General features: G+C 65.6%; 17 protein-coding genes and 1 pseudogene. 11 read left to right on the forward strand and 7 right to left on the reverse strand.

Translation table 11 applies throughout. The features are described 5' to 3' along the window. Nucleotides 1-206: 206 nt before the first annotated feature. Nucleotides 207-410: a cold-shock protein gene (locus tag AC3WRI_RS00405; RefSeq protein WP_010812734.1), complete on the forward strand. Its 204-nt coding sequence runs from the start codon at nucleotides 207-209 to the stop codon at nucleotides 408-410. Between the two features lie 275 nt (nucleotides 411-685). Further along, on the forward strand, nucleotides 686-1,126 hold the full coding sequence (locus AC3WRI_RS00410) for a YMGG-like glycine zipper-containing protein (RefSeq protein WP_492292309.1): 441 nt from the start codon (nucleotides 686-688) through the stop codon (nucleotides 1,124-1,126). A gap of 112 nt (nucleotides 1,127-1,238) precedes the next feature. Here the strand turns inward: AC3WRI_RS00410 and AC3WRI_RS00415 are convergent, their stop codons facing one another. The 3 genes from AC3WRI_RS00415 to AC3WRI_RS00425 all read right to left on the reverse strand — a co-directional run bounded on the left by AC3WRI_RS00415 (nucleotide 1,239) and on the right by AC3WRI_RS00425 (nucleotide 5,767). Next, nucleotides 1,239-3,449 carry a penicillin-binding protein 1A gene (locus AC3WRI_RS00415; protein WP_492292311.1) on the reverse strand — a complete coding sequence of 737 codons (2,211 nt, stop codon included), beginning with the start codon at nucleotides 3,447-3,449 and terminating at the stop codon, nucleotides 1,239-1,241. 864 nt (nucleotides 3,450-4,313) lie between these two features. Then, on the reverse strand, nucleotides 4,314-4,652 hold the full coding sequence (locus tag AC3WRI_RS00420; protein ID WP_011617600.1) for a hypothetical protein: 339 nt from the start codon (nucleotides 4,650-4,652) through the stop codon (nucleotides 4,314-4,316). A gap of 167 nt (nucleotides 4,653-4,819) precedes the next feature. Next, nucleotides 4,820-5,767, reverse strand: a complete 948-nt coding sequence (locus tag AC3WRI_RS00425; protein WP_010812730.1) for a pseudouridine-5'-phosphate glycosidase — start codon at nucleotides 5,765-5,767, stop codon at nucleotides 4,820-4,822. A 262-nt stretch (nucleotides 5,768-6,029) separates the two neighbouring features. Here AC3WRI_RS00425 and AC3WRI_RS00430 point away from each other — a divergent pair, with 262 nt between their 5' ends. Beyond that, nucleotides 6,030-6,797: a ParA family protein gene (locus AC3WRI_RS00430; RefSeq protein ID WP_010812729.1), complete on the forward strand. Its 768-nt coding sequence runs from the start codon at nucleotides 6,030-6,032 to the stop codon at nucleotides 6,795-6,797. Between the two features lie 201 nt (nucleotides 6,798-6,998). Here the strand turns inward: AC3WRI_RS00430 and AC3WRI_RS00435 are convergent. Then, a pseudogene (locus AC3WRI_RS00435) lies at nucleotides 6,999-7,871 on the reverse strand (adenosine deaminase family protein); the annotation flags it as partial. On the opposite strand from AC3WRI_RS00435, the gene AC3WRI_RS00440 reads away from it, so the two are divergent. Together AC3WRI_RS00440 and AC3WRI_RS00445 are read left to right on the forward strand one after the other, a co-directional pair. Then, nucleotides 7,846-8,100, forward strand: coding sequence for a LysR substrate-binding domain-containing protein (locus AC3WRI_RS00440; RefSeq protein WP_010812725.1), 255 nt, complete (start codon nucleotides 7,846-7,848; stop codon nucleotides 8,098-8,100). The pseudogene AC3WRI_RS00435 and the gene AC3WRI_RS00440 sit on opposite strands and share 26 nt — an antisense overlap. Nucleotides 8,101-8,519: 419 nt before the next feature. Next, entirely contained in the window at nucleotides 8,520-9,920 is a 1,401-nt protein-coding gene (locus AC3WRI_RS00445) for a hypothetical protein (RefSeq protein ID WP_492292313.1), read from the forward strand. Nucleotides 9,921-10,041: 121 nt separating this feature from the next. On the opposite strand, the gene AC3WRI_RS00450 is transcribed toward AC3WRI_RS00445, so the two are convergent. Continuing rightward, nucleotides 10,042-11,157: a hypothetical protein gene (locus AC3WRI_RS00450; protein WP_136227878.1), complete on the reverse strand. Its 1,116-nt coding sequence runs from the start codon at nucleotides 11,155-11,157 to the stop codon at nucleotides 10,042-10,044. A gap of 700 nt (nucleotides 11,158-11,857) precedes the next feature. Here AC3WRI_RS00450 and AC3WRI_RS00455 point away from each other — a divergent pair. From AC3WRI_RS00455 to AC3WRI_RS00475, 5 genes are all read left to right on the forward strand, one after another. Further along, on the forward strand, nucleotides 11,858-12,721 hold the full coding sequence (locus AC3WRI_RS00455; RefSeq protein WP_010812722.1) for a branched-chain amino acid ABC transporter permease: 864 nt from the start codon (nucleotides 11,858-11,860) through the stop codon (nucleotides 12,719-12,721). Between the two features lie 13 nt (nucleotides 12,722-12,734). Continuing rightward, nucleotides 12,735-13,766 carry a branched-chain amino acid ABC transporter permease gene (locus AC3WRI_RS00460; RefSeq protein ID WP_492292315.1) on the forward strand — a complete coding sequence of 344 codons (1,032 nt, stop codon included), beginning with the start codon at nucleotides 12,735-12,737 and terminating at the stop codon, nucleotides 13,764-13,766. Next, on the forward strand, nucleotides 13,759-14,523 hold the full coding sequence (locus tag AC3WRI_RS00465) for an ABC transporter ATP-binding protein (protein ID WP_035824305.1): 765 nt from the start codon (nucleotides 13,759-13,761) through the stop codon (nucleotides 14,521-14,523). The genes AC3WRI_RS00460 and AC3WRI_RS00465 overlap by 8 nt, the downstream gene beginning before the upstream one ends. After that, nucleotides 14,510-15,217 (forward strand): ABC transporter ATP-binding protein, encoded by a 708-nt coding sequence (locus tag AC3WRI_RS00470; protein ID WP_010812719.1) that lies wholly within the window; start codon nucleotides 14,510-14,512, stop codon nucleotides 15,215-15,217. The genes AC3WRI_RS00465 and AC3WRI_RS00470 overlap by 14 nt, the downstream gene beginning before the upstream one ends. A 75-nt stretch (nucleotides 15,218-15,292) precedes the next feature. Beyond that, nucleotides 15,293-16,465, forward strand: coding sequence for an ABC transporter substrate-binding protein (locus AC3WRI_RS00475; RefSeq protein ID WP_011617607.1), 1,173 nt, complete (start codon nucleotides 15,293-15,295; stop codon nucleotides 16,463-16,465). Nucleotides 16,466-16,621: 156 nt separating this feature from the next. On the opposite strand, the gene AC3WRI_RS00480 is transcribed toward AC3WRI_RS00475, so the two are convergent. Together AC3WRI_RS00480 and AC3WRI_RS00485 are read right to left on the reverse strand one after the other, a co-directional pair. After that, nucleotides 16,622-19,414 (reverse strand): DUF6600 domain-containing protein, encoded by a 2,793-nt coding sequence (locus tag AC3WRI_RS00480; protein ID WP_492292317.1) that lies wholly within the window; start codon nucleotides 19,412-19,414, stop codon nucleotides 16,622-16,624. Nucleotides 19,415-19,702: 288 nt separating this feature from the next. Continuing rightward, nucleotides 19,703-21,031 carry a putative bifunctional diguanylate cyclase/phosphodiesterase gene (locus AC3WRI_RS00485; protein ID WP_011617609.1) on the reverse strand — a complete coding sequence of 443 codons (1,329 nt, stop codon included), beginning with the start codon at nucleotides 21,029-21,031 and terminating at the stop codon, nucleotides 19,703-19,705. A 245-nt stretch (nucleotides 21,032-21,276) separates the two neighbouring features. Here AC3WRI_RS00485 and AC3WRI_RS00490 point away from each other — a divergent pair, with 245 nt between their 5' ends. Beyond that, complete coding sequence (locus AC3WRI_RS00490) at nucleotides 21,277-22,932, forward strand: methyl-accepting chemotaxis protein (protein ID WP_011617610.1); 1,656 nt, start codon at nucleotides 21,277-21,279, stop codon at nucleotides 22,930-22,932. The last annotated feature ends 2 nt before the right edge of the window (nucleotides 22,933-22,934 follow it).

Genomic DNA, 22,934 nt, shown 5'->3' on the forward strand with positions numbered 1-22,934 from the left:
TGCGCACTCAGCCCGTATCGCGACTCGCCCGCCTCATCATCAGCGCTCTGATCCAGAGGTTAACCCGCAGATGCTGCCCGCCCTCCTCTTCGGTATGCTAGGGGTTCGGCGCGCCGTAACGCATCCAACCATATTTTGGCGACGGGGCGATTCTGGGGCGGGACTTCTCAGCACGCAACCTGTGTGCACCAAATGTCGAGGACGAGATGGCGACTGGCATCGTGAAGTGGTTTAACAGTGAAAAGGGCTATGGGTTCATCACGCCGGATGATGGCGGCAAGGACTTGTTTGCCCACCACAGCGAAATCCAAGGCACCGGGTTCAAATCGCTGGAGGAAGGTGCGAGAGTGGAATTCGAAGTCACGCAAGGTCAGAAGGGCCCACAAGCGTCAAAGATTCGCCCGCTATAGTCGACCTGCCCACCCGACGGCCTGAATTGACGAAGCCCTCCACGAATTGCGAAGGGCTTTTCTGTTTTGCGGCTGGTGCCAGCCGCATCCGGGGGGTCGCTATTTCCTGCGCCAATATCGACTGACAACAGCATTCCGGGCTCAGCGCGACAGACCTCGGGCTCATGGCGACGGAGGTAGTCGACCACCGTTGCGAGTTCCAAACGGAGCCGCTTGCCGCCCCGTGTAAACTCCTGCATCGGCGGATCGCCAACCATCCCCTACTGAGGAAGAACATGACTCGACAATCACTTCGTACGCTGTGCCTGACCCTGGTGCTGACCGCTGCCACCACACCGGTGCTGGCCGATGACCTGAAGAACGCCGTGGGCGGCGGTCTGGGTGGTGCCGCGGGCGCCGCCGTCGGTGGCGCACTGGGCGGCAGCACGGGTGCCGTGGTCGGCGGTGCCGTGGGCGGCGGTGCGGGCGGCGCGGTGACTGCCAACAAGAAGGAACGAACCGGCGCCATCGTGGGTGGCGCGCTGGGCGGTGGCGCCGGCGCGGCGGCCGGCAATGCCTTGGGCGGCCGAACCGGCGGCATCGTCGGTGCCGCGGCCGGTGGTGCAGCGGGTTCGGCGCTGGGCGGCAATGTGTCGCGCAACAACTATGCCGATGACCACAAGAACGGCAATCGCGGCAAGCACAAGGGCCACAAGAAGCATCGTCACGACGACTGAGTGAGGCGACGCGCGATGGCGCCCGTCACTTGGGCATCCATCCCATCGCGCTCTTAACCGCATCGCGCGGCGGCACCTGCGAAAGCGAATGTCGCGTCCGCCAGCGACGACATCAGAATTTCCAGAACAGGAATTGCCGATGCTGTCGCGCATGGGGCTTGCGAGGAGCCCGGGTCTCAGGACTGAACCGCGCATCCGGGTCGATCACTCGTGCGCGCAGCGCCATGTCGTAGAACGCGCCCACCATCGGCAGCGCGCTATGCGCGCCCTGGCCCCAGTCGTTACCGAGCGTCACACGTCCATCGTCAAAACCCACCCACGCGCCCGCGACCAGTTGCGGATGCATCAGGATGAACCAGCCATCCGTGTTGTCCTGCGTGGTGCCCGTCTTGCCGGCCACGTCGGCGCGAATCCCGAAGCGCGTGCGGATGCCTGCGCCGGTGCCGCGGATAATGACGTCGCGCATCACATCGACGAGCGTTTGCGCGGCGGCGGCGGACAGTGCCTGTTCCGGCGATGCGCTCGCAAATTCGGCGAGCACCTTGCCGTCGTGATCCTCGATCCGGGTAACCATGCGCGGTTCGACATAGGCACCGCGGTTCGCGATCGTGCTGTACGCCGATACCATTTCCTTGAGCGTGACCGGGCTCGTGCCGAGCGCGAGCGACGGCACCGCTGCGAGGGGACTGTCGCGCACGCCCATCGCGCGCGCGAGCCGTGCGACCTTCTCGGGGCTTTCCTTTTGCATGAGCTGAGCGGTGACGCGGTTGCGCGAATACACTAGCGCGTCGCGCAGCGTCATCGGCCGGTCGGTGGGCGGCGCCGCATCGGTAGGCCGCCAGATCGCCTGGCCGGCCAGTGGAATGGCGACGTTCCGGTCTACGATCGTATCGCCTGGCCGCGCGCCGTCCGCGAACGCCGCCCCGTAGACGAATGGCTTGAAGGTAGAACCCGGCTGGCGCCGGGCCTGCTGCACGTGATCGAATGGTGCATCACCGAAATCGCGACTACCCACCCATGCCTTGATATCGCCGTTGCGCGGATCGATCGCGACAAAACCCGCCTGGACCTGAGTCTTGCTCCGGCAGAGTGCGCGGACAAACGTGCGATTCATGCCGAGCTTCCTGAGCGCGACCTGATCCGATTGACCAGCATCGCGTGCTGCACGATAGTCAGGCGTTTGCCGGATGAATGTCCGGAACAGGTCGTTGCCTGGCCAACAGCCAGTGCGTTCGTTCCATGCCCCGTTCGCGATCCATTGCAACTGGCTCGCCTGCCAGTCCATCGCCTGCACCGCCATCGTCTGCAGACGGTAATCTATGGTTGTGCGCACGACAAGCCCGTCGGCATAGATGTTGTAGCCGTTGCGCTCGGCCCATGTGATCAGCCACTTGCGCAGTTGCGCGGAAAAATGCGGCGCTGCGCTTCGTGGCGCGGTCTGCAACCCGAAATTGACGTTGAGCGGTTGCCGCCTCAGCCAGGTGTAAGCGTCGGGCTTGAGCTTCCCGTACTTGTTCATCTGCCCTAGCACAGTGTTTCGCCGCTCCAATGCGCGCTCGGGATTCAGCACTGGGTTGTAGGTGCTGTTGGCCTTCAGCATGCCGACGAGTGTCGCGCTCTCGAGGATATCGAGCTGATGCGCCGATTTGCCGAAATACGTGCGTGCGGCCATTTCCACGCCGTAGGCGTTGTACAGGAACGGCACATTGTTCAGGTATGTCTCAAGGATCTGGTCCTTGCTGTACACGGCTTCGATCTTGAGCGCCGTGATCGCTTCCCTGAGCTTGCGTGCGAGGGTCGGCGCGCGGCCGATTTCGTCGGGATACAGGTTGCGCGCAAGCTGCTGCGTGATCGTCGAGCCACCCTGCCGGTCGCCGGAGAACGTATGCAGCGCAGCCGACGCGGTACGCAGCCAGTCGATCCCGTGATGCTCATAAAAGCGGCGATCTTCGGTGGCGATCAATGCAGCGACCATGTACGGCGAGATCTGCCCGAGCGATACCCACTCGCGATTGACCGGTTTGAATTCGTCGATCACTCTGCCGTCGGCCGATACGATCAGCGCTGGGCGGTCGATGCGGGCTTTGCGGATGTCGCCGATGCCCGGCGTAAACGGCACGAGCGCCAGCACGTACAGCAGAAACAGCGCCGGCACCGCGGCGAGCGTCAGCATGATGCCGCGTCGCGTCGGGTGGCCAAGGCGGCGCAGCGCGCCGGGAAAGACGCGCCTGGCTATCGTGATGCCGGCAGCGGCCAGCGATTGGATGCGGATGAGCCACCGTACGCAATACTCACGAAAAAACAATATACAGCGGCGATTCACGGTGGCGGGACGCTTTGCGGAAAGAGCGGCATCGTACCAAAGCGGAAGGAAGCATCTGTTGGCAACACGGGGCTGCGGGGGCGGCATTAACAAACGATTACATTTGTTTCGTACGGCGCACGTTCGCTGCCTGTGCCTCTGGCTTTGCGGTCATTTTTGCGATCAATGCCGGCCGGCGGCGTATTGCATGCGAGCGCGCGTCGGCGATCCGAACTCCTGCGCTCGGTCCAACACCTTGTGGGACAGAGGCGGATAGCACTGCGACAGCGTTATCCCTAAGATTGGCTCGCTCGATCTGGCATCTTCGTGGGAGGCGCAAGGCATGCAGGACATTCTGATTCTCACCGGCGGAGGACTATTGCTCGCCGCGATCCTTTTCCCCGGGCTCCGGCGCCGGCCAAGAAAGTGAACGACGCGGAGTCGCGACTGCAATTACCAAGCCCGTCAGAGCCGGCGACTAAAGGGGCATGCCTATCGGCGAACCTGCCCTACCTGGCCGAGCGGACCCATACCCTGCGCCAACGCCAGCAGGCCGCCAGGCGCGCTGCTCTGCTGCCAGACGGAGAGGTTGCTCAGGCCCCCAGCCATCGCCACATACCGTTGCGGGTGAGAGCACTCGCCGACGCGCTCGCTGAACGGCGCGGACATGGGAAGGCGAATCCGCGTTGAACCCATGGATCGGGTCCGGAAGCCTCACGGCAACACCCAGAAGGATCCGGAGGATTTCGCGCTGGCGCTTTGCCCGAGCCATGCCCGCGTCCCCGACGTCCGAGCGTTCTGAAGGGCAGACAGCCGGTCGTGATCTGGCTCGTCAGGGTCCGCTTCCGGAAAGCGGACATCCATTGAATTGACCTCTGACGCGATTCAGCGGCCCATGCGGCGGTTGTAGCTGCGCGAAATTCGCGCCATCAACGCTGGATCGTGTGCAGCCATGCCGTCGAATTCCACCCGCACGTAGCCGTCTGCCTGCTGGTGCACACCGGCCATCACCGTCGTGGTATCCAGACTGCCGACGACCACGCCATTGACCGGGTCCTCGACGCTGATCGCCAGGCCCTGGTCGCGCATGGCCCCGGCTGCTGCGGTGAAGGTGCGATCGAAGCTGGCCGGCCCCATGACTGTAAAGGCGCCTGTTCCGGCCGGTTCCAATGTACATGCCGAAAGCGCCAGCATGGCGCCGCTGACTATTAGTGAGAGTCGCATGATGATGACTCCTTCCGCTAGCCCCGGATCGAAAATGTACGCGTTGCGACTTCAGGCGAGTTTTCCACTCGCTGATCGCTAAGACACAAGATTAGGCGACGTTGGCGCATAGACCCAGCTTGCCAGGTGCGCGCCCGCACCCTGCGGATGCCGGCCTGCTCACATGACTAGGCTGCGCCCGCCCCGCGCCCCGCGCGTGCCAATGCCAGCGCAAGCCTTGCTCCCACCTCGGCGTTGTGTTTCACAAGCGCGATGTTTGTCGCCAGGCTGCGTCCGCTCGTCAGCGCCTTGATGCGAGCCAGCAGGAAAGGCGTCACGGCCTTGCCGGTGATTCCCTGCGCCCTGGCCTCGGCAAGCGCCTGCCGAGTCAGCGCGTCGATCTCCCCGGACGTCATCGCTGCCGCTTGCGGCACCGGTGTGCTCAACACCACGCCGCCCGCCAGGCCCAAGTCCCACTTGGTGCGGATGAAGCGTGCCTGCTCCGCCGCGCCGTCCAGCCTGAAGTCAGCACGAAAGCCGCTGTCGCGCGTGTAGAACGCAGCAACATTGTCTTGCTCACAACTGAGCACCGGCACACCGTGTGTTTCCAGGTATTCCAGCGTGAGCCCGATGTCCAGGATGGACTTCGCCCCGGCACAGACCACCGCCACCGAGGTCCTGGCCAGTTCCTGCAGGTCAGCCGAGATGTCGAAGGTTTCCTGCGCACCGCGGTGCACGCCGCCAATCCCGCCGGTGACGAAGACCTCAATGCCCGCCAGCGCGGCACATATCATCGTGCCGGCCACGGTCGTGGCGCCGAGCCCGCCGCCGGCCAGCACGGCTGGCAGGTCGCGGCGGCTCACCTTGTGTGCCCGCTCCGAGCGCCCCAGCAGCTCCAGCTCGTCGTTCGAAAGCCCGATGCGGATTCGCCCGCCAATCAGCGCGATCGTCGCGGGCTCGGCTCCCAGGTCGCGGATCAGGGCCTCCACTTCACGCGCCGTGCGAACGTTCTCCGGGTAGGGCATGCCGTGGGCGATGATAGTGGATTCGAGCGCCACGAGCGGGCGGCCGGCAGCCTGTGCAGCGGCCACAGGCGCGCTGAAGGTCAACCAGGAACGGGCAAGGTCGGCAACCATGTCGATGCATTCGGTGGCGTGAGCCGCATAGTGTGCAGCACAAGGCTGGTCCATGAGATGCAAGCGCGGGACCACCTCAAGGCGCCAATGGTACCGCGAGCAGGAATCGGACGGCTGACTCTGGCACCCACTGAATCGCCTGCCCGCGGGTGCCACCTCATCACGGCCTGGAATATCGTTGTCATAGCCGGGCGGGGTGCTGCCGGGAACCTCACGCTGAGGTATGCTGCCGCTTTCGGATCGATTCTCTCCAGAGGGGCAAATGCGGCGCGTCGTGTTCAATCAGAAGGGTGGGGTCGGAAAATCGACCATTGTGTGCAATCTCGCGGCGATCAGCGCCAGCGAGGGCTTGCGCACCCTGGTCATTGACCTGGATGCACAAGGCAACTCCACCCAGTACCTGCTTGGCGCGCGGGCCGCGGAGGCAAGTCCGACCGCGGCGAATTTCTTCGAGACCTCCCTGACCTACAACTTCAGGCCGGTGGAATTTACGTCCTTTGTCCACCCGACGCCGTTCGAGAACCTCGATGTGATGCCGGCGCATCCTGACCTGGATTCCCTCCACGGCAAGCTCGAATCCCGCTACAAGATCTACAAGCTACGCGACGCCCTGCTCGAGCTGGAGGCAGTCTATGACGCCATTTACATCGACACGCCACCGGCCCTGAATTTTTATACCCGCTCCGCACTGATCGCCGTGGAGCGCTGCCTGATCCCGTTCGATTGCGATGACTTCTCGCGCCGTGCCCTCTACACGCTGCTCGATAACGTGAAGGAAATCCAACAGGACCACAACGACGGGCTGCAGGTCGAGGGGATCGTGATCAACCAGTTCCAGCCGCGAGCCAGCTTGCCGCAGAAGCTGGTCGACGAACTGGTAAGCGAGGGCCTGCCAGTACTTGAATCGCGGCTATCTGCATCGGTGAAGATCCGCGAATCGCATCAGCATGCCACCCCCATGATCCATCTGGATCCGCGCCACAAGCTGGCGCAGGAATATGTGGCGTTGCACCGCGAGCTGGCTGGTTGAGGAATCGCCAAGGCGCGCTGAGATCGATTTCCCCACGCAATGACACTGCCGGGCGTCAGCTTCCTCGCGGCCGGTCAGAACCGATGCCGCATCCCCGTGGTAACCACCACCTGATCGCGCCCGGCGGAAGTCGGGTAGCCGAAAATCGCCGCCGTAGTCGCTTCGCCCATAGCACGCTGGTAGCGCCCGGTCAGGAAGATGTCAGTACGCCTGGACAGGAACTGGTCCACGAACAGCGGAACGGAAACGGACCAGGCTGCAGCCTCGGGCAGCCGGGGCCGCGAACAGCCTGGCGCGCAGCGCATCGAACTCGGCGCACTGTTGCGCCCGCCACGCACGGCGCGTGCTGTCGTCGATCCACGCGGCGTCCAGCCCGTTAAGCATGAACTCGCGCAGGTCGTCCAGGCCAAAGCCGAAATCGCGCACCATCATCCCCCGGGCCTGGCTGGCGGTGACGTGGTGCAGCACGGGGTCGTCGGTGTTGGGGTGCACACGCAAGCCCATGCCCGGCATATGGCGGATCGGGTGATCGAGCGCCCAGCGCTCGCGCGGCAGCGTGCGCAGGTAGTAGGAATTGGTCGGCACCACCGTGAAGACGATGCCGCGGTCCGCGCAACGCTGCGCGAACTCGGGGTTGTCAATGGCGGTGTAGCCATGGTCGATGCGATCCACTTGCAGCAGGTCCAGCGCGGTGGCCACATTGGTCCAGGGCGTGCCGAACTCGCCGGCGTGGGCAGTGGTCTTCAGCCCGGCGGCGCGGGCCTTGCGATAGGCCTCGGCGAACAGCTCGGGCGGCCGGTCATTCTCTCGATAGTCGATGCCGATGCCGATCACCTCGTCGCGGCGGTCGGCGATGACCCAGTCGACCATCTCGACCGCCTCGGCGGGATCGGCTTCGCGGTCGATCGACGGCACCAGCCGCCCCACGATGCCAAACCCTGCCTCGGCATCGACGATCGCGCGCACGATGGCTTCCATGGCGGCGCGGTACGGAATGCCGGACTGTCTGACGGTGCCGGTGGGGTTCCAGAAGAACTCGCTGTAGCGGATGCCTTCGGCCGCCGCGTCCTGCAGGTTGCAGTACAGCGAATCGCTCTACAGCCTGGTGCGCGCGGGGCTCGCGGTCGGTCTGCTGTCCCGGCTATACGCCCAGGGCATCAACGATGTGGCGCTGCGTGCCGTGCCCCTGGGCAGCCCCAGCTTCAAGCGCCGCGTGGCGTTGATGATGCGCAAGGAACCGGCGCCCAGGATGCCGGCGGCCGCCGGCTGCTTCCGCTTCCTGTCCGGCGCGATCCGCTGCTGAGCGGCGCCCGTGCCGTCGCCAGGCCTGAAAAGATCAAGGTGTCAGATCCCCCTTCTTGGGGGGATTTGCGGTATTGAACTCTTGCGGTAGCCTTCAGCAACTCCCTCCGGGGACCAAATGCATCGCGCACTCTCGCGCAACGCGTCACGCACGAACAGTTTCACCGATTGCGTCGTAGTACTCGCGGCGTGGTTGCCTTGTCAGGAATATTCCTGCCCGTCCAGCCCCAGAGCATGTGAAAAACACGACGGAAGCCATCCAATGAACTGCCCGCGTGGCTGACTTATGTCGCTTAGGTGCAGTCGGCCAGGTAGTTGGCGGGCGGACAGTTCTCTCCGCCGCCCTAAACATCCCGGCATCCTATTCAACTCCGACGGTTCGTCGATGGAACAATGGCCATGAGGAAATGCTTTAGGGGTGTGCTTTTCGCGACGGTGTTGCCATCACTCGGCGGATGCATCACGGCTGGCGACTTCAACAAGAAGATCGCAGACACAGGCACGACGGTAGTCATTGGCTCGCCTGTCAGCGCTTGTGCACGTGCGAAAGCTGAATACGCCCTGTCCCCAACGACTATGCCGCCGGCCGCAGTGAATGCCAGCTTGTCGGGCAACCAGCGCAATCGCACTGATCTGCAACTCGGGCTGAGTATGCTGGCGTCCGCCACTTCCGGAAGCGCTGTGCCGGCGTCAGCTGCAGCATACGATGATCATGTCACGGGCTTTTCACAAGGGCTGTTCGCACGACTCGGGATTGATCCGAGCGGCATCGAGGTCAATCTCGACGCTCATGCGCCTGATGCAGTGGATCGCGCCAATCAGGTACTGACTTCGACGCTGTTTCGAGACCTGGCGCCAGCGGACCCTGCGGTTACCTCGTCGAAATTTGGCGGCGGCGAAATTACCATCAGCCGCCGTGAATGGACCGGGATGATTCAGGACGTATCGTTCGCCACCAGCGGCGAAGGGTGGGTCGGTGCGGCAGCGCAAGCGTTGGGCCACTACGCGAAGACCTATGGACTCAACCAGATAACAACTACTACGCAGGCGCAAGATGCCGCTCAGGTGACACTGCGGCTCCTCGTGGCGCGCTATGTGTCGGATTACTTCCGGAATGGAAAAATCGTCACACTCGATTTTGACTACCCCGACCTGAAGTCCAAGCTCCTTGACAAGCTCAAGAAGTCGATCAAGGACGAGACGGTCTTGACGGCTGCGGATGCCCAGATCGACCAGCTTGCCAAGGACCTCGGACAGCGGCTGTGCCAGGAGGAAGGTAAGGTCACCCCCTGCCGGATCCTGGGCGTACTGGGCGAGCAGACGTTTGTGAGTCGTGCGGGCAAGAGCTATGGATTTCCAGGTCTGGCCGCCACGGTCGATCTGGCGGGGGACAAAAAGGTTTCAACAAACAAGATCGACCCCAATGCGGTGGTTTCTGACTTGGTGCGTGTCCTGTTCGAGGCGACGGGTGACGACCGCATCCGCGTCCCTGGGGCAAAAAATTCTTCCCTGTGCAGGGCCTCCGCTTCCATGTGTGCAGGCAAGGACAACACTGACAAGCTCAAGCAAGTGGACAATATCGGCGACCGCGCCGAGGCTGGCACGTTTGCAGCCGTTGGCATTGCGATTCGAGGTGGCTGGCTGTTCTCGATCAACAATGAGGCGCTAGCCACTTCCATACAAACAGCAGTTGCCGTCGGCGTACGCAAAACCGCCGAAGGCGTGATGTGGTCGCGGCTCCAGAATTGTCCCGCCAATTTGGCCGCATTGGCATCCGTCGACGCGTCACCACGCACGGTCACATTGCGCCTGACGGAGTGATGCCGCACGCGGCAAGCAGGAAGGGAGGACTCCTTGCCTCCCCGCAGTTGCGGGTCGAGTCTAACCCGCAGCCGAAAACCAAGCTAACGATGGATAGCCGCCTGCGTAAGCCTGAGAGCCGTCACTGCCCATCACGCAAATGAATGATTTCAACGCTCGACGGGCATTCGGACGATGTCAGGCCTGCAAATCGAATGATGCAGGTAGCTGCGTCGGGGTCTCCCTCAACGTATTTGTCCAGAGCATGACCGATTTTATTGGGAAATCTGACAGGGATGAGGCGGAGCCGCGCGAAATGCTCCTCCATCCGAGCTCGGACGAAATGTTCGGATGTGCCTAGACTTGTGTCACCCCAAAAAGTGTCATGAAAGACAAAGAGCTTTGAGAGTGCCAGGTCCCAAGGATTTACTGTGAAAGCCAGATCAACGGGGTGATTTCCCCACTTGTCATAGATGGCTTGGCCAACATGTCCGCTCCCCACTGCCGGCGCAAAGGCTGCGATCTTAATGCTACGAATATTGGGGTTGTCCAGCGGACGGACACGATTCTCCGGATCGTTTCCGAAATTGCGCTCATAAACAGGGTCGGCCACTGCTGAGAGGGCCACAGCCGTACCTCGCGAGTGCACAAGAAAGCGGAGATCGACAGGCTTCGAAAGCCGATTCAAGATGGGCCGCAAACCCCTCTGGCCAGCGTAGTTGGAGCTCAGAAGCGCATCCGGCCAGAAGGTAAGTCGCGTTTGCTCCGTCATGATCTCCGGGTTGCGCGTTCGAAGTCCGTCCCAGTAGACCTCAAGAATAACCGCCGGCTTTTCACTTCCAAGCAGATTACGGGAACCGCTGTACAGCCGTTGCGCGGATTCGAAGTCCTCATTGAAGCCATGCACCAGCACCAGGAGCGTGTCGCCAGCGGCAAGCTTCGAATTGAGCGCTGCAACAACGGCATCTTCCGCTTCCCGCCGTTGCTCTGGACCGTACAGTCGCCTACCGTGATCGCCATGTTCAAGAATGTCGCTCAGTGCAAAGCGAGAATTCACGCCCGGCGCCCGTTGCGGCCAGGGAATGCTGGAAGCGTCTCGGGGATAAACATCCCCAAGCTGGTCGAAAGCCACCCTCACGAGATTGCTGGAAGGCGCTGGCTCACCAGCCAACACATAGTCGCCGGGAGGCCGCACGTGCATGCCTCCGCATGCAGCGAGCAGCAGGCAACTGCAAATCGCCGTTATGAGCCTCTTCATAGAACTCTCCTTCCTCTTGATTTTTAGGGTTTTTTACACCAGCGCCCACGCGATAAAGGAAGCCGACCAGGCGACCGCCAGGGCAGAAGGAAGCCTGCGCGATGCTATCAAAAAGAACGCAGGATGTGCTGGGCACGCAATCCGCAGTCGCATCAATGAAGTCAGCAACAAAGGAATGGCGGGCTGCTGTCCATGCAGGGGACGCATAGGGGTCATCGGCCTTGTCGATGGATGGCGGGGCAAGCCTCCGGGCTTACCCGGAGACGCGCCGACTGCTATTTCGCGGTGCGGAATACTCCGCCGCTTTCCTTGACGATGCCGCGACGCCTATGCAAAAGTCGGTGAAAACGAACGATCGTGCGGGAATACTCCCGACACCTCGTCACCGGATCGCAACGCCGCCGTCCACGCCGACGCGGCCAAGTGCCCCGGCTTGCCGGGCGGCCAGCGTGCCGCATCGCACAGGAGACAACCATGCAGTACCTGCAACACGCATCTGCACACCCGCACCGTGAGCGCCACGGCGCGCCCTGGGCCAGGCCATCCCGCCCGCGCATCACAGCGCGCGAGCCGGCGCTGCCGCCCGCCTGAGTTCCACCCCCGACTTCCTGACCGTGGCCGCGCCTGGCGCCGCCGCGACGGAACACGCACGGCCTTTGCCGCTGCGTGCCTGGTTTCCCGAACCGCACGAGGTACCCCTGTGGCATTGTTCCTTCAACAGTTCCTGAACGGCCTGACGCTGGGAGGCGTCTACAGCCTGGTGGCGCTTGGCCTGACGCTGGTCTACGGCATCCTGCACGTGCCCAACTTCGCGCATGGCGCCTTCTACATGGCTGGCGCCTATGTGTCGTACTTCCTGATGACATCGCTGGGCGTGAACTACTGGCTGGCGATGCTTGGCGCGGCGCTGGTGGTGGCCGTATTGTCGATGGCTGCCGACCGGCTGGTGTTCCACCCGCTGCGCAACTCGCCCGAGCTGCACGACATGATCGCCGCGATCGGCATCCTGCTGTTCCTGGAAGCCGGGGCGCAGGCGCTGTGGGGCGCGGACTTCCACCGCATGCCCACGCCCTATGGCCAGATCGTCGACGTGTTCGGGCTGACCGCGCCGCTGCAGCGCCTGCTGATCATCGGCGCCGCCTTTGCGCTGATGGTGCTGCTGCACCTGTTCCTGACGCGCACCATGACCGGCGCCACCATCATGGCCATGGCGCAGAACCGCGAAGGCGCCGCACTGGTCGGCATCGACGCCACCCGCGTGACGCTGCTGGTGTTTGCCATCTCCGGCGCGCTTGCCGCAATCGCCGCCACGCTCTACGCCCCGATCAACCTGGTCTACCCCAGCATGGGCAACCTGGTGATCACCAAGGCCTTCGTCATCATCATCCTGGGCGGCATGGGCAGCATCCCCGGGGCCATCGTCGGCGGGCTGATCATCGGCATGGCCGAGAGCTTCGGCGGCTTCTACGTTTCCACCGACTACAAGGACATCATCGCCTTCGTGCTGCTGGTGGTGATCCTGTCGATCCGGCCGCAGGGCCTGTTTGCCGGCAAGACGGCCTGAGGAGCACAACACAATGAAAGCACTGCAAGGAAAAACCGGCTGGACGCTGCTGCTTGCGGCGGCCATCGCCTTCCCGCTGATCACGCCCAACAGCTACTACCTGACCGTGATGACGCTGGCCTTCATCTATGCCATCGCCACGCTCGGGCTGAACCTGATCACCGGCTACACCGGGCAGCTCAACCTGGCCCATGGCGGCTTCATGGCCATCGGCGCCTATACGCTGGGCATCCTGACGGTGGACCACCAGGTGCCGTTCTGGCTGGCCTTCGTGCTGGCCGGCGTGGTCTGCATGGTGCTGGGCTATGTGGTCGGCGTGGTGTCGCTGCGGCTGAAGGGCCATTACTTCTCGATCTTCACCATGTGCGTGGGCTACATCATCTACCTGCTGATCGAGAAGTGGGAAAGCCTGACGCATGGCACGGTGGGCCTGATCGGAATCCCGGTGCCGGCCGCGATCGGGCCGCTCAGCTTCGACAGCGTGCAGGCGCAGTACTACCTGGTGCTGTTCTTCCTGGCGGTCGGCACCTTCCTGATGCACCGCATCGTCACCTCGCTGCTGGGCCGCAGTTTCATGGCGGTTCGCAACAGCGACGCCCTGGCCGAGGCCCTGGGCATCAACCTGATGCGCACCAAGGTGCTGTCGTTCGTGCTGTCGGTGGGCTACGCCGGCTTTGCCGGTGCGCTGTACGCCGGGCAGGTGCGCTTCCTGGGGCCGGATATCGCGCGCACCGACCTGACCTTCGACATGGTGATGTCGATGCTGGTAGGCGGCATCGGCACCATCTTCGGGCCGCTGCTGGGCGCGGTGCTGGTGCCGTGGATCACGCAGTCGCTGCAGTTCATGCAGGACTACCGCATGCTGGTGTTCGGCCCGGTGCTGATCCTGCTGATCATCTTCGTGCCGGACGGCATCGTGGGTTCCTGGCTGAAGAAGCAGGCACGCAAGGCCGCGGCCGAACGGCGCGGCAAGCTGGCGGCGCAGTTCCCTGCACAACCCGTCACCGCTGTCCCGACCACCCGCGCCGGAGCCGACCATGCTTGAGATCCGCAACCTGACCAAGAAATTCGGCGGCCTGACCGCGGTGCACGATGTCTCGGTGACCTTCGAGCCAGGCCATATCAACGCCATCATCGGCCCCAACGGCGCTGGCAAGACCACCTTCTTCAACCTGGTGGCGGGCACGCATGCGCCCAGCTCCGGCCAGATCCTGTTCAAGGGCCAGGACGTGGCCGGCCTGCGCGCCGACCAGATCGCGCGCCTGGGCGTGGCCCGCACCTTCCAGGCCACGGCGCTGTTCGACCGCGCCACGGTGCTCGACAACCTGATCGTCGGCCACCGCCTGCGCACCCACTCGGGCCTGCGCGACGTGCTGTTCAACACGCGCCGCCTGCGCGAGGAAGAGCGTTTGTGCCGCGACAAGGCCGAAGCGGCGCTGGACTTCGTCGGGCTGTCGCACCTGGCGCATGAGGTCGCCGCCGATATCACGCAAGAGGCGCGCAAACGGGTGGCCTTTGCGCTGGCGCTGGCGACCGACCCGGAACTGCTGCTGCTCGACGAACCCGCTGGCGGCGTGAACCCGGAAGAGACCGTGGGCCTGGCCGAGCTGATCCGCAAGATGGTGCGCCATGGCAAGACGGTCTGCCTGATCGAACACAAGATGGACATGATCATGCGCCTGGCAGACAAGATCATGGTGCTGAACTACGGCGAGAAGATTGCCGAAGGCACGCCCGCGCAGATCCAGCAGGATCCGCATGTCATCGAGGCCTACCTGGGAGCCGACCATGTTGCAGCTTGAACGCGTCTCGCTGTCGTACGGCAGCTTCCGCGCCCTCGACAACATCACCCTGCACGCCGGCGCCGGCGAGCTGGTGGTGCTGCTGGGCGCCAACGGCGCCGGCAAGAGTTCGATCTTCCTGGCGATGAGCGCGATCCACCGCATCAGCGGCGGCAGCATGCGCTTCGATGGGCGCGAGCTGTCGGGCATGAAGCCGTCGCAGATCGTGCAGGCCGGGCTGGTGCACTGCCCGGAGGGCCGCAAGCTGTTCCCGGCGATGAGCGTGGAGAAGAACCTGGTGCTGGGCGCCTACGTGCACCGGCGCGATGGTGCGGGCATCCGCAAGACGCTGGAAGAGGTCTATGAACTGTTCCCGATCCTGCGGCAGAAGAAGGACGACCCGGCCGGCTCGCTGTCCGGCGGGCAGCAGCAGATGGTGGCGCTGGGCCGCGCCCTGATGAGCCGCCCGCGCGCGCTGTTGCTGGACGAACCGTCGCTGGGGCTGGCGCCGCTGGTGGTCAAGCAGATGTTCGAGATCATCCAGCGCATCAACCGTGCCGGCACCACCGTGCTGCTGGCCGAGCAGAACGCCTACGCGGCGCTGGGCATCGCGCATCGCGCCTATGTGATCGAGAGCGGGCGCATCGTGATGGAGGGGGATCGGGATACGTTGCTGAAGGATGAGGGGATTCGGAAGGCGTATATCGGGGGGTAGGTTCAGAGGAGCCGGCCTCGCGACAGCAAAACACAACCAGACCTAGCAAGTGCAGTACTTTCAGGAGACATAGCAATGCAAAGCAAGATCATGCGCCGTATCTTCCCGCTGGCCGCCAGCGCCGTGGCCGCCATGCTGGCCTCTGGCGCCGCATTGGCGCAGGAAGTGGTCAAGATCGGCTATACCGGCCCGCTGTCCGGCGGCGCCGCGCTGTATGGCAAGAACGTGCTGTCGGGCGTGCAGATGGCGGTGGACGAGATCAATGCATCCGGCCTGGAAGTCAAGGGCAAGAAGGTCAAGCTGGAGGTGGTGGCGCTGGACGACAAGTACTCGCCCGCCGAGGCCGCCATCAACGGCCGCCGCCTGGTGCAGCAGCACAAGACCCCGGCGGTGTTCGTCCCGCATTCGGGCGGCATCTTCGCGCTGCAGGCCTTCAATGAGCAGGAGAAATTCCTGGTGATGGCCTACTCCAGCGTGCCGCGCATCACCGACGCCGGCAACAAGCTGACCATCCGCATCCCGCCCGCGTACACGGGCTATATCGAGCCCTTCGTCAAGGCACAGATGAAGCGCTACGGCAAGAACGTGGCGCTGGCCCCGGCCGACCACGACTACGCCAAGGCCTGGGTGCAGGCCTTCGTGCCGGCGTGGGAATCGGCCGGCGGCAAGGTGGTGGCCAACAACCCGATGTCGTACACCAAGGCCACGGACTTCTACAGCGGCGTGTCGCGCGCGATGAGCGAGAAGCCGGACGTGATGTTCGTCGGCGGCCCGTCGGAACCGACCGCACTGGTGGTCAAGCAGGCGCGCGAACTGGGCTTCAAGGGCGGCTTTATCGTGATGGACCAGGCCAAGATGGACGAGATGGCCAAGGTCACCAACGGCCTGGGCATGCTCGAGGGTTCCATCGGCGTGCTGCCGCTGGTCAACGACAGCCGCCCCGCCGCGCAGAACTTCAACGCCAAGTACAAGAAGCTGCATGACGGGCGCGATGCCACCACCGAGATGTCGCTGAACTACACCATGGTGTACGCGCTGGCCGGTGCGATGAAGCTGGCCGGCACCACCAGCGACGCGGCAGCGATCCGGGCGAAGATGCCCGACGCGGTCAAGGGCCTGGCCAAGGAGGTCAACCCCAACGAAGTCGACGGCATCGACGCCAAGGGCGGTTCGATGGCCGACACCATCGTCGGCTGGGTGCAGAACGGCAAGATTTCGCAGGTCCGGCTGTCGGAGCTGGCGAAGTAAGCCAGGCCGCGACGGCGCCCGCGCGGCACCGCGCAAGAACAAACCCCGGCAGGCCGCGAGGCCTGCCGGGGTTTCTGCCTTCCGGGCTCCGTCAAGCGGGCCGTGCCACTGCCGGCGATCGCCGTCGCGCCCGTTGCGCGCCTCCATCTGGCCGCGTTAGTTCTGGGCGCGCTGTTGCTGCTGTTGCTGCTGCTGGCGCTGCTGCTCCATCTGCTGCCGCTGGCGCTCCTGCATCTGCCGTTGCTGGTCCTGCTGGTGCCGCTGCTGCTCCTGCATTGCACGTTGCTGCTCCTGCGCGGCACGCTGCTGCTCCTGCATGTGGCGCTGCTGCTGTTCCGCCTGCTGGCGCTGCATGGCCTGCTGCCGTTGCTGCTCCTGCACCTGGCGTTGCTGCTCCTGCATCTGCCGCTGCTGCTCCTGCATCTGGCGTTGCTGTGCCATCTGCTGGCGCTGAGCCGCCTCGGCCTGCCGCTGCTGGGCCTCCTGCATTTGCCGCTGCTGCTCGAAACGCTGGCGCTGCATCTCCTGGCCCTGCCGCTGCTGCTCGGCCATCTGGCGCTGGCGCTCCGCCTGCTGGCGCTGCTGGTCGGCGGCCTGGCGTTGCTGGGCTTCGGACTGGCGCTGCTGCTCCATCTGCTGGCGCTGGATGTCTTGCGCCTGGCGTTGCCGCGATTCCTGCATCTGCCGCTGCTGCTGGGCTTCGGACTGGCGCTGTTGCTCCATCTGCTGGCGCTGGGCGTCTTGCGCCTGGCGCTGCCGCGATTCCTGCATCTGCCGTTGCTGCTGGGCCTCCTGCATCTGGCGCTGTTGCTGGGCATCCTGCATCTGCCGTTGCTGCTCAAAGCGCTGCCGCTGCATTTCCTGCGATTGCCGCCCCGGATCGGGACGGTCCTGCCCATCCGCCCACTGGCGCTGCTGCATGCGCTGCTGATCCTGCTGGCGTTGCTGGTCGCGGGCCTGGTCCTGCCACTGGCGTTGCTGGGCGTCGCGTTGCCGGGCCTCCTGCTGTTGCCGCTGCAGATCAGGCGCCTGCCGCTGCTGCTCGCGCAGCGCGCGCTGCTGTTCCCGCTGCAGCTCCATCTGCTGGCGCTGCAAAACCTGCTGCTGTTCGCGCTGCATGCCCTGCGCCCGCCGTTGCGGGTCGGCCGGTCCGCCCGGCTGGCCCGGCTGGCCAACAAAGCCGCGGGCTTCGTCGGGCCGGCTGCTCTGGCCGCGGCCGTTGCCGCGCCAGGGTTCGCCCGGGGCGTTCGAATAGTTGCGATCGCCACGTGCGGGGCCATCGGCATCGCCGCGGCCGGCGCGCGGCTGCGACGGCGCCTGGTCGCGCGCGGCGATGGCCGCCTGGCTCATGCGCACATCGGGCGCCCGCTGCACGTCGCGCCCGGGCCGCCGCTCATTGCCGCCGCGCCAGGCCGGGCCGGCGCCGGGCACAACCCCGCCCTCGCGCGCGAAGCGGCGGGCCAGGTCGTCCGTGGCGGGCCGCCCCGGCGGGCGGGCGGCGATGGCCTGGCGCTCGAAGCCATGGCGGGCCTGCGGCGGCAGCGGCCGCATCGGGGCCGATCCCACCAGGCTGCCCTTGACCGGCGCCACCGGCGGCGCCCCCCTGGCCTCGCCTGCCGGCAGGTTGCGCCATTCGTCGCGATGCATGCCGCGCGCCGGGCGGCCTTCGACGAAATTGCGTGCCGGCATGCCGGTGATGGCGCCGGGCACGTTGCGGTTGGCGTAAGGCGGAGGCCGGCGGTCGCCCATCACGAAGTTGTTCACGGTGACGCGATTGATGCGGGCGACATAGGTCGGGCTGGCGCGATAGACCGGCCGGTACGCGTCATGCGGCCCCAGCGGATACCAGGCCACGCCCGGCCCGCTGCCAACGCGCACGCTCCAGTTCGGGCCGCTAACGCCGACAAAGGCCACCACCGCGGGGGCGTAGCACGGGCGCACGCGCGGGCCCGGCACCCAGCCCCAGCGCGAGCCCACATAGGCCCAGCGGCCGTAGTGCGAAGGCGCGAAGCCCCAGGGCGCGTCGTCGATCCAGGTCCAGCCCCACGGCGCGATCCAGGCCCAGTGCCCGGCGCTGTACGGCGCCCAGCCGGCGCTGACCACGTGCGGGAACCAGACCGCGCCGTAGCCGGGGTCTTCCTGCCAGTCGCCGTAGCCGTCCAGCGCGGCGTAGCCCGGCATCTCGCGCGGCACGTAGCGGGCGGACGGCGAGGCGTCTTCGCGCGCGTCGCGGGCCGCGGTCCAGCGGTCGAAGGCGTCTTCCGGCGCGCCGCCGCCACCGGCGTCGGCCAGGTCGGTGCCGGCAAAGCGCATGCGGTCGCCGCGCTGCAGCTCGATCGAGCGGCTGTCGCCGTAGACCACGGCGCTGCCGTGGCGCATGGTCACGGTGGTGGTGCTGCCGTCAGGCGCCACGTCCAGCCGGTAGTCGCCCGGCTCGCGCGGCACGAAGGCCAGGTTGGGGGTGTCGACCTCGACCGTCTGGCCCGGCGGCAGCGCGCGCACGCGCAGCTGCAGCGTGCCCTGGGTCAGCTTGACCTGCGTGGCGCTGTCGTCCAGGTTCAGGATGCTGGCCGCGGTGGCACCGCCCAGCCGGACCGCCACCGTGCCGGCATGCACCTCGGCACGGCCGCCGTGGTCAAGCCAAAGCCGGTCGCCGGTGGTGAAGGGCCGGTTCAGGCCTGCGGCAGCCCAGTCGTCCGAGCCTGCCGGCGCAAAGCTGAGATTGCCGTCGACGGCGGTCAGCGTGGCAATGCGCGAGGAAGGATCGGCTTGCTGGTACTGGCCGTCAGTCGTCGGCGCATCAAGATAGGCCTCGCCGGGGGGGCCGGCGGGCACCTGGGCCAGTGCAGCCGCCGCCACCGCCAGGCCGGCGGCGGCCATGGCCATCAGCGCCAGCCTGCCACGGAATTGGCCTCGAGCAGGGGGGACAGATTGGGAAGGATCGAACATGGAAGTCAGGACCAGGACAAAACGCATAACGCACCGGGGCGGCCGGCCGATGTCAGCGGCAACCCTAATGTCACCATACATTGCCCCGGATGCCGCGGCACGCCCGGGGCGGCAGACTTTGTAAGTTCGTATTTCGCCATGCGGCCATGCCGCGCGGGCAGGACCGCTATCCCAGGCAGGCTGCGGGCGGGCGGGGGGTCAGCGGGTGCCCGGGACGAGCAGGCTCGCCGTCAAAGGTGGAAACAACTTCCCTGACAGGGCGGGGGGCAAAACGGCGGCGGAAGCGGCTCAGCGGCCGGACTGCTGGCGCAGCATTTCGGTCAGGCGCTCGGCCGGCATCGGGCGGCCGTACAGGTAGCCCTGCGCCTCATGGCAGCCGTTGGCCAGCAGGAAGTCGCGCTGCTCGGGCGTTTCCACGCCTTCTGCGACCACGCCAATGTGCAGGCTTGCGCCCACGTTGATCACCGAGCGCACGATTGCGGCATCGACCGGGTCTTCGGTCACGTTGCGGATAAAGGACTGGTCGATCTTGAGCCGGTCCACCGGGAACGACTTCAGGAAGCTGAGCGAGGCATAGCCGGTGCCGAAGTCATCGCAAGTCAGCGTCACGCCGTCGCGGCGCAGCGCCTGCAGCTGGTCCGCGACCTCGTCGCCCTGCTGCAGCGCGATGGTTTCGGTGATCTCGATCTCCAGGCAGTCCGGGGCCAGTTCCAGCGCGCGCAGCACGTGGCGCACCTCGGTCAGCAGCCGGCTTTCGGACAGCTGGGCCGCGAACAGGTTGATCGCCACCCGCGGCGGCTGGGGAAAGGCCAGCGACCACGCGCGCGCCTGGGCGCAGGCGGTCTGCAGCAGCCACATGCCGACATCACTGGCGATGCTGCTGCCGGCCAGCGCGTCGATGAAGGCGGCCGGCGCCAGCAGGCCGCGGGTCGGATGGCGCCAGCGCATCAGCGCCTCGGCACCGTGCACGCGGCCGTCGCGCAGGTCGACCTGCGGCTGGTACAGCAGCTCGAACTGGCGCTGGGCATAGGCTTCGTGCAACGCCTGCACCAGCGACAGCCGCGTGGTCACGTCCGAGCGCATCTGCGGCTTGAAGAAGCGGATGGTGCGGCCGCCGTCGTGCTTGGCGCGGGCCAGCGCCAGGCTGGCCGCGGCCAGCACGTCTGACCCCTGTTCGCCGGCGGCGGGGATCACGCAGGCGCCGATGCTGGCCAGCACATGGTGGCGGCCACCCGCGTTCTCATGCGGGGAGGACAGCATCGAGAGGATCGCCGCGCCGACATGGCGCACCAGCGTGGGATCCGCAATGGAGGGAAGCAGCACACCGAACTCGTCGCTGCCAATGCGGCCGATGGCAGCGTCGCGCGGCGAGGCGTCGCGCAGGCGGCGGGCCACGCGCTGCAGGATCAGGTCGCCTTCGGCATGCCCGTGCATGTCGTTGAAGGCGCGGAAATCGTCAATGCCGATCAACAGCAAAGCACAGCGGGGCACCGCCTCGCTCTGCAGGCGTGCCTCCAGCCGCTTCAGAAATCCCTGGCGATTGTCAACGCCGGTCAGCGGATCGAGATCCGAGCCTGGCGAGGCGCCAGTCGCCTTCGCCCCCGACTTGGCCACCATCCCTGCCCCATCTGTAATTGTCGACATTGTTACCCGCTAGCAATTTAGCAAGTGTGACGAAAACTTGGAAAAAATCAAGCAGTTCCGATTGTGGCGGGAATGGCTATGCACCCGCGCAACGGCGCCGCATTGCGCGTTGAATCGGGTCCCGGCTTACAGTACCCTACCGCGCGTCGAGGCCGCCCGCCGCCGCCGCGCCGCCCCTTGCTACCCCGAGAGGAGCCCCTGAGGCGGCTTTGCGGGGAATGGCCGCTCCTGAACAAGAACATCACCGGGACCACACCGTGAACGAATGGACCATCCGCACGCGCATCCTGGCAAGCTTTTCGCTGATCCTGCTTGTCATGGCGCTGATGGGCGTTGTCTCCTACACCCGCCTGAGCGCCATTGAGCGCGAAACCACGCTGATGCTGAAGGACGCGCTGCCCGGACTGAACCACAGTACCGGCATCCGCGGCATCTGGGGCGAGCGCTACGTGCTGGCGTGGCAGACCATCAATGCCGCCGACGAGGCCGAGCGGCGCAGCTTCCAGCAACAGGGCCAGGACGCCGCAAGCCGGCTCGACAAGGTCGAGCAGCAGTACGAGACCTCGATCACGCGCGACGAAGACCGCGCCGCCTTCAGGGCCTATCGGGACGTGCGCGCGCAATACGAACAGGCAGCCCAGATCCTGACCCGGACGGGCGAGTGGAACGGCGCCGCCGCCTCAGCCGCGTTGCGCGGCACCGTGCATGACCGCTGGATCGAGGCGCGCAAGGCCGCCCAGCACCTGGTGGACGACAACAGCGCGGTCAATGCGCGGGCGGCGCGCGGCATCGACGACGCCGTCAATGCCGCCAAGATCGGCATCGAAGCGGCACTGATCGTGGCCCTGGTGGTCGCCATCGTCTGCGGCTACCTGCTGCTGCGCGCGATCACAGTGCCGATGCAGTCGATCGTCAACCTGCTGTCCGGCATCCGCGGCGGCGACCTGCGCCTGCGCATGGCGCTGCGCCGCAAGGACGAATTCCAGGAAGTGGAGGCAGGTTTCAACCAGATGACGGGAGAGCTGACCTCGCTGGTGGGCCAGGCGCAGCGCACCGCGATCCAGGTCACCACCTCGGTCAACGAGATCGCCGCGACGGCGCGCCAGCAGCAGGCCACCGCCACCGAGACCGCCGCCACCACGACCCAGATCGGCGCGACCTCGCGCGAGATCTCGGCCACCGCGCGCGACCTGGTGCGCACCATCCATGAAGTCTCCAGCGCCGCCGAGCAGGCGGCCGGGCTGGCCGGCACCGGCCAGGTCGGGCTGTCGCGCATGGAAGGCACCATGCAGCATGTGATGGACGCCGCCGGCTCGGTCAATGCCAAGCTGGCCACGCTCAACGAAAAGGCCAGCAATATCAACCAGGTCGTGACCACCATCGCCAAGGTGGCCGACCAGACCAACCTGCTGTCGCTGAACGCCGCGATCGAGGCCGAGAAGGCCGGCGAATACGGCCGCGGCTTTGCCGTGGTGGCGACCGAGATCCGCCGCCTGGCCGACCAGACCGCGGTGGCCACCTACGATATCGAGCAGATGGTGCGCGAGATCCAGTCGGCGGTGTCGGCGGGCGTGATGGGCATGGACAAGTTCTCGGAGGAAGTGCGCCGCGGCATGTCCGAGGTCACGCAGGTCGGCGACCAGCTGTCGCAGATCATCGCGCAGGTGCAGTCGCTGGCGCCGCGCGTGCTGATGGTCAATGAAGGCATGCAGGCCCAGGCCGGCGGCGCCGAGCAGATCAACCAGGCGCTGATGCAGCTGTCCGAGGCCGCGCAGCAGACCGTGGAGTCGCTGCGCCAGTCGAGCCAGGCGATCGACGAACTGACGCTGGTGGCCAACGACCTGCGCAGCGGCGTCTCGCGCTTCAAGGTCTAGGG

Source organism: Cupriavidus sp. FW305-27, assembly GCF_058787995.1.

What these genes read in the sequence shown, in the direction of transcription:
- AC3WRI_RS00405 (WP_010812734.1), top strand. Translation starts at nt 207, where the DNA reads ATGGCGACTGGCATCGTGAAGTGGTTTAACAGTGAAAAGGGCTATGGG.
- AC3WRI_RS00410 (WP_492292309.1), top strand. Translation starts at nt 686, where the DNA reads ATGACTCGACAATCACTTCGTACGCTGTGCCTGACCCTGGTGCTGACC.
- AC3WRI_RS00420 (WP_011617600.1), bottom strand. Translation starts at nt 4,652, where the DNA reads ATGCGACTCTCACTAATAGTCAGCGGCGCCATGCTGGCGCTTTCGGCA.
- AC3WRI_RS00425 (WP_010812730.1), bottom strand. Translation starts at nt 5,767, where the DNA reads ATGGTTGCCGACCTTGCCCGTTCCTGGTTGACCTTCAGCGCGCCTGTG.
- AC3WRI_RS00430 (WP_010812729.1), top strand. Translation starts at nt 6,030, where the DNA reads ATGCGGCGCGTCGTGTTCAATCAGAAGGGTGGGGTCGGAAAATCGACC.
- AC3WRI_RS00440 (WP_010812725.1), top strand. Translation starts at nt 7,846, where the DNA reads ATGCCTTCGGCCGCCGCGTCCTGCAGGTTGCAGTACAGCGAATCGCTC.
- AC3WRI_RS00450 (WP_136227878.1), bottom strand. Translation starts at nt 11,157, where the DNA reads ATGAAGAGGCTCATAACGGCGATTTGCAGTTGCCTGCTGCTCGCTGCA.
- AC3WRI_RS00460 (WP_492292315.1), top strand. Translation starts at nt 12,735, where the DNA reads ATGAAAGCACTGCAAGGAAAAACCGGCTGGACGCTGCTGCTTGCGGCG.
- AC3WRI_RS00465 (WP_035824305.1), top strand. Translation starts at nt 13,759, where the DNA reads ATGCTTGAGATCCGCAACCTGACCAAGAAATTCGGCGGCCTGACCGCG.
- AC3WRI_RS00470 (WP_010812719.1), top strand. Translation starts at nt 14,510, where the DNA reads ATGTTGCAGCTTGAACGCGTCTCGCTGTCGTACGGCAGCTTCCGCGCC.
- AC3WRI_RS00475 (WP_011617607.1), top strand. Translation starts at nt 15,293, where the DNA reads ATGCAAAGCAAGATCATGCGCCGTATCTTCCCGCTGGCCGCCAGCGCC.
- AC3WRI_RS00480 (WP_492292317.1), bottom strand. Translation starts at nt 19,414, where the DNA reads ATGTTCGATCCTTCCCAATCTGTCCCCCCTGCTCGAGGCCAATTCCGT.
- AC3WRI_RS00485 (WP_011617609.1), bottom strand. Translation starts at nt 21,031, where the DNA reads ATGGTGGCCAAGTCGGGGGCGAAGGCGACTGGCGCCTCGCCAGGCTCG.
- AC3WRI_RS00490 (WP_011617610.1), top strand. Translation starts at nt 21,277, where the DNA reads ATGGCCGCTCCTGAACAAGAACATCACCGGGACCACACCGTGAACGAA.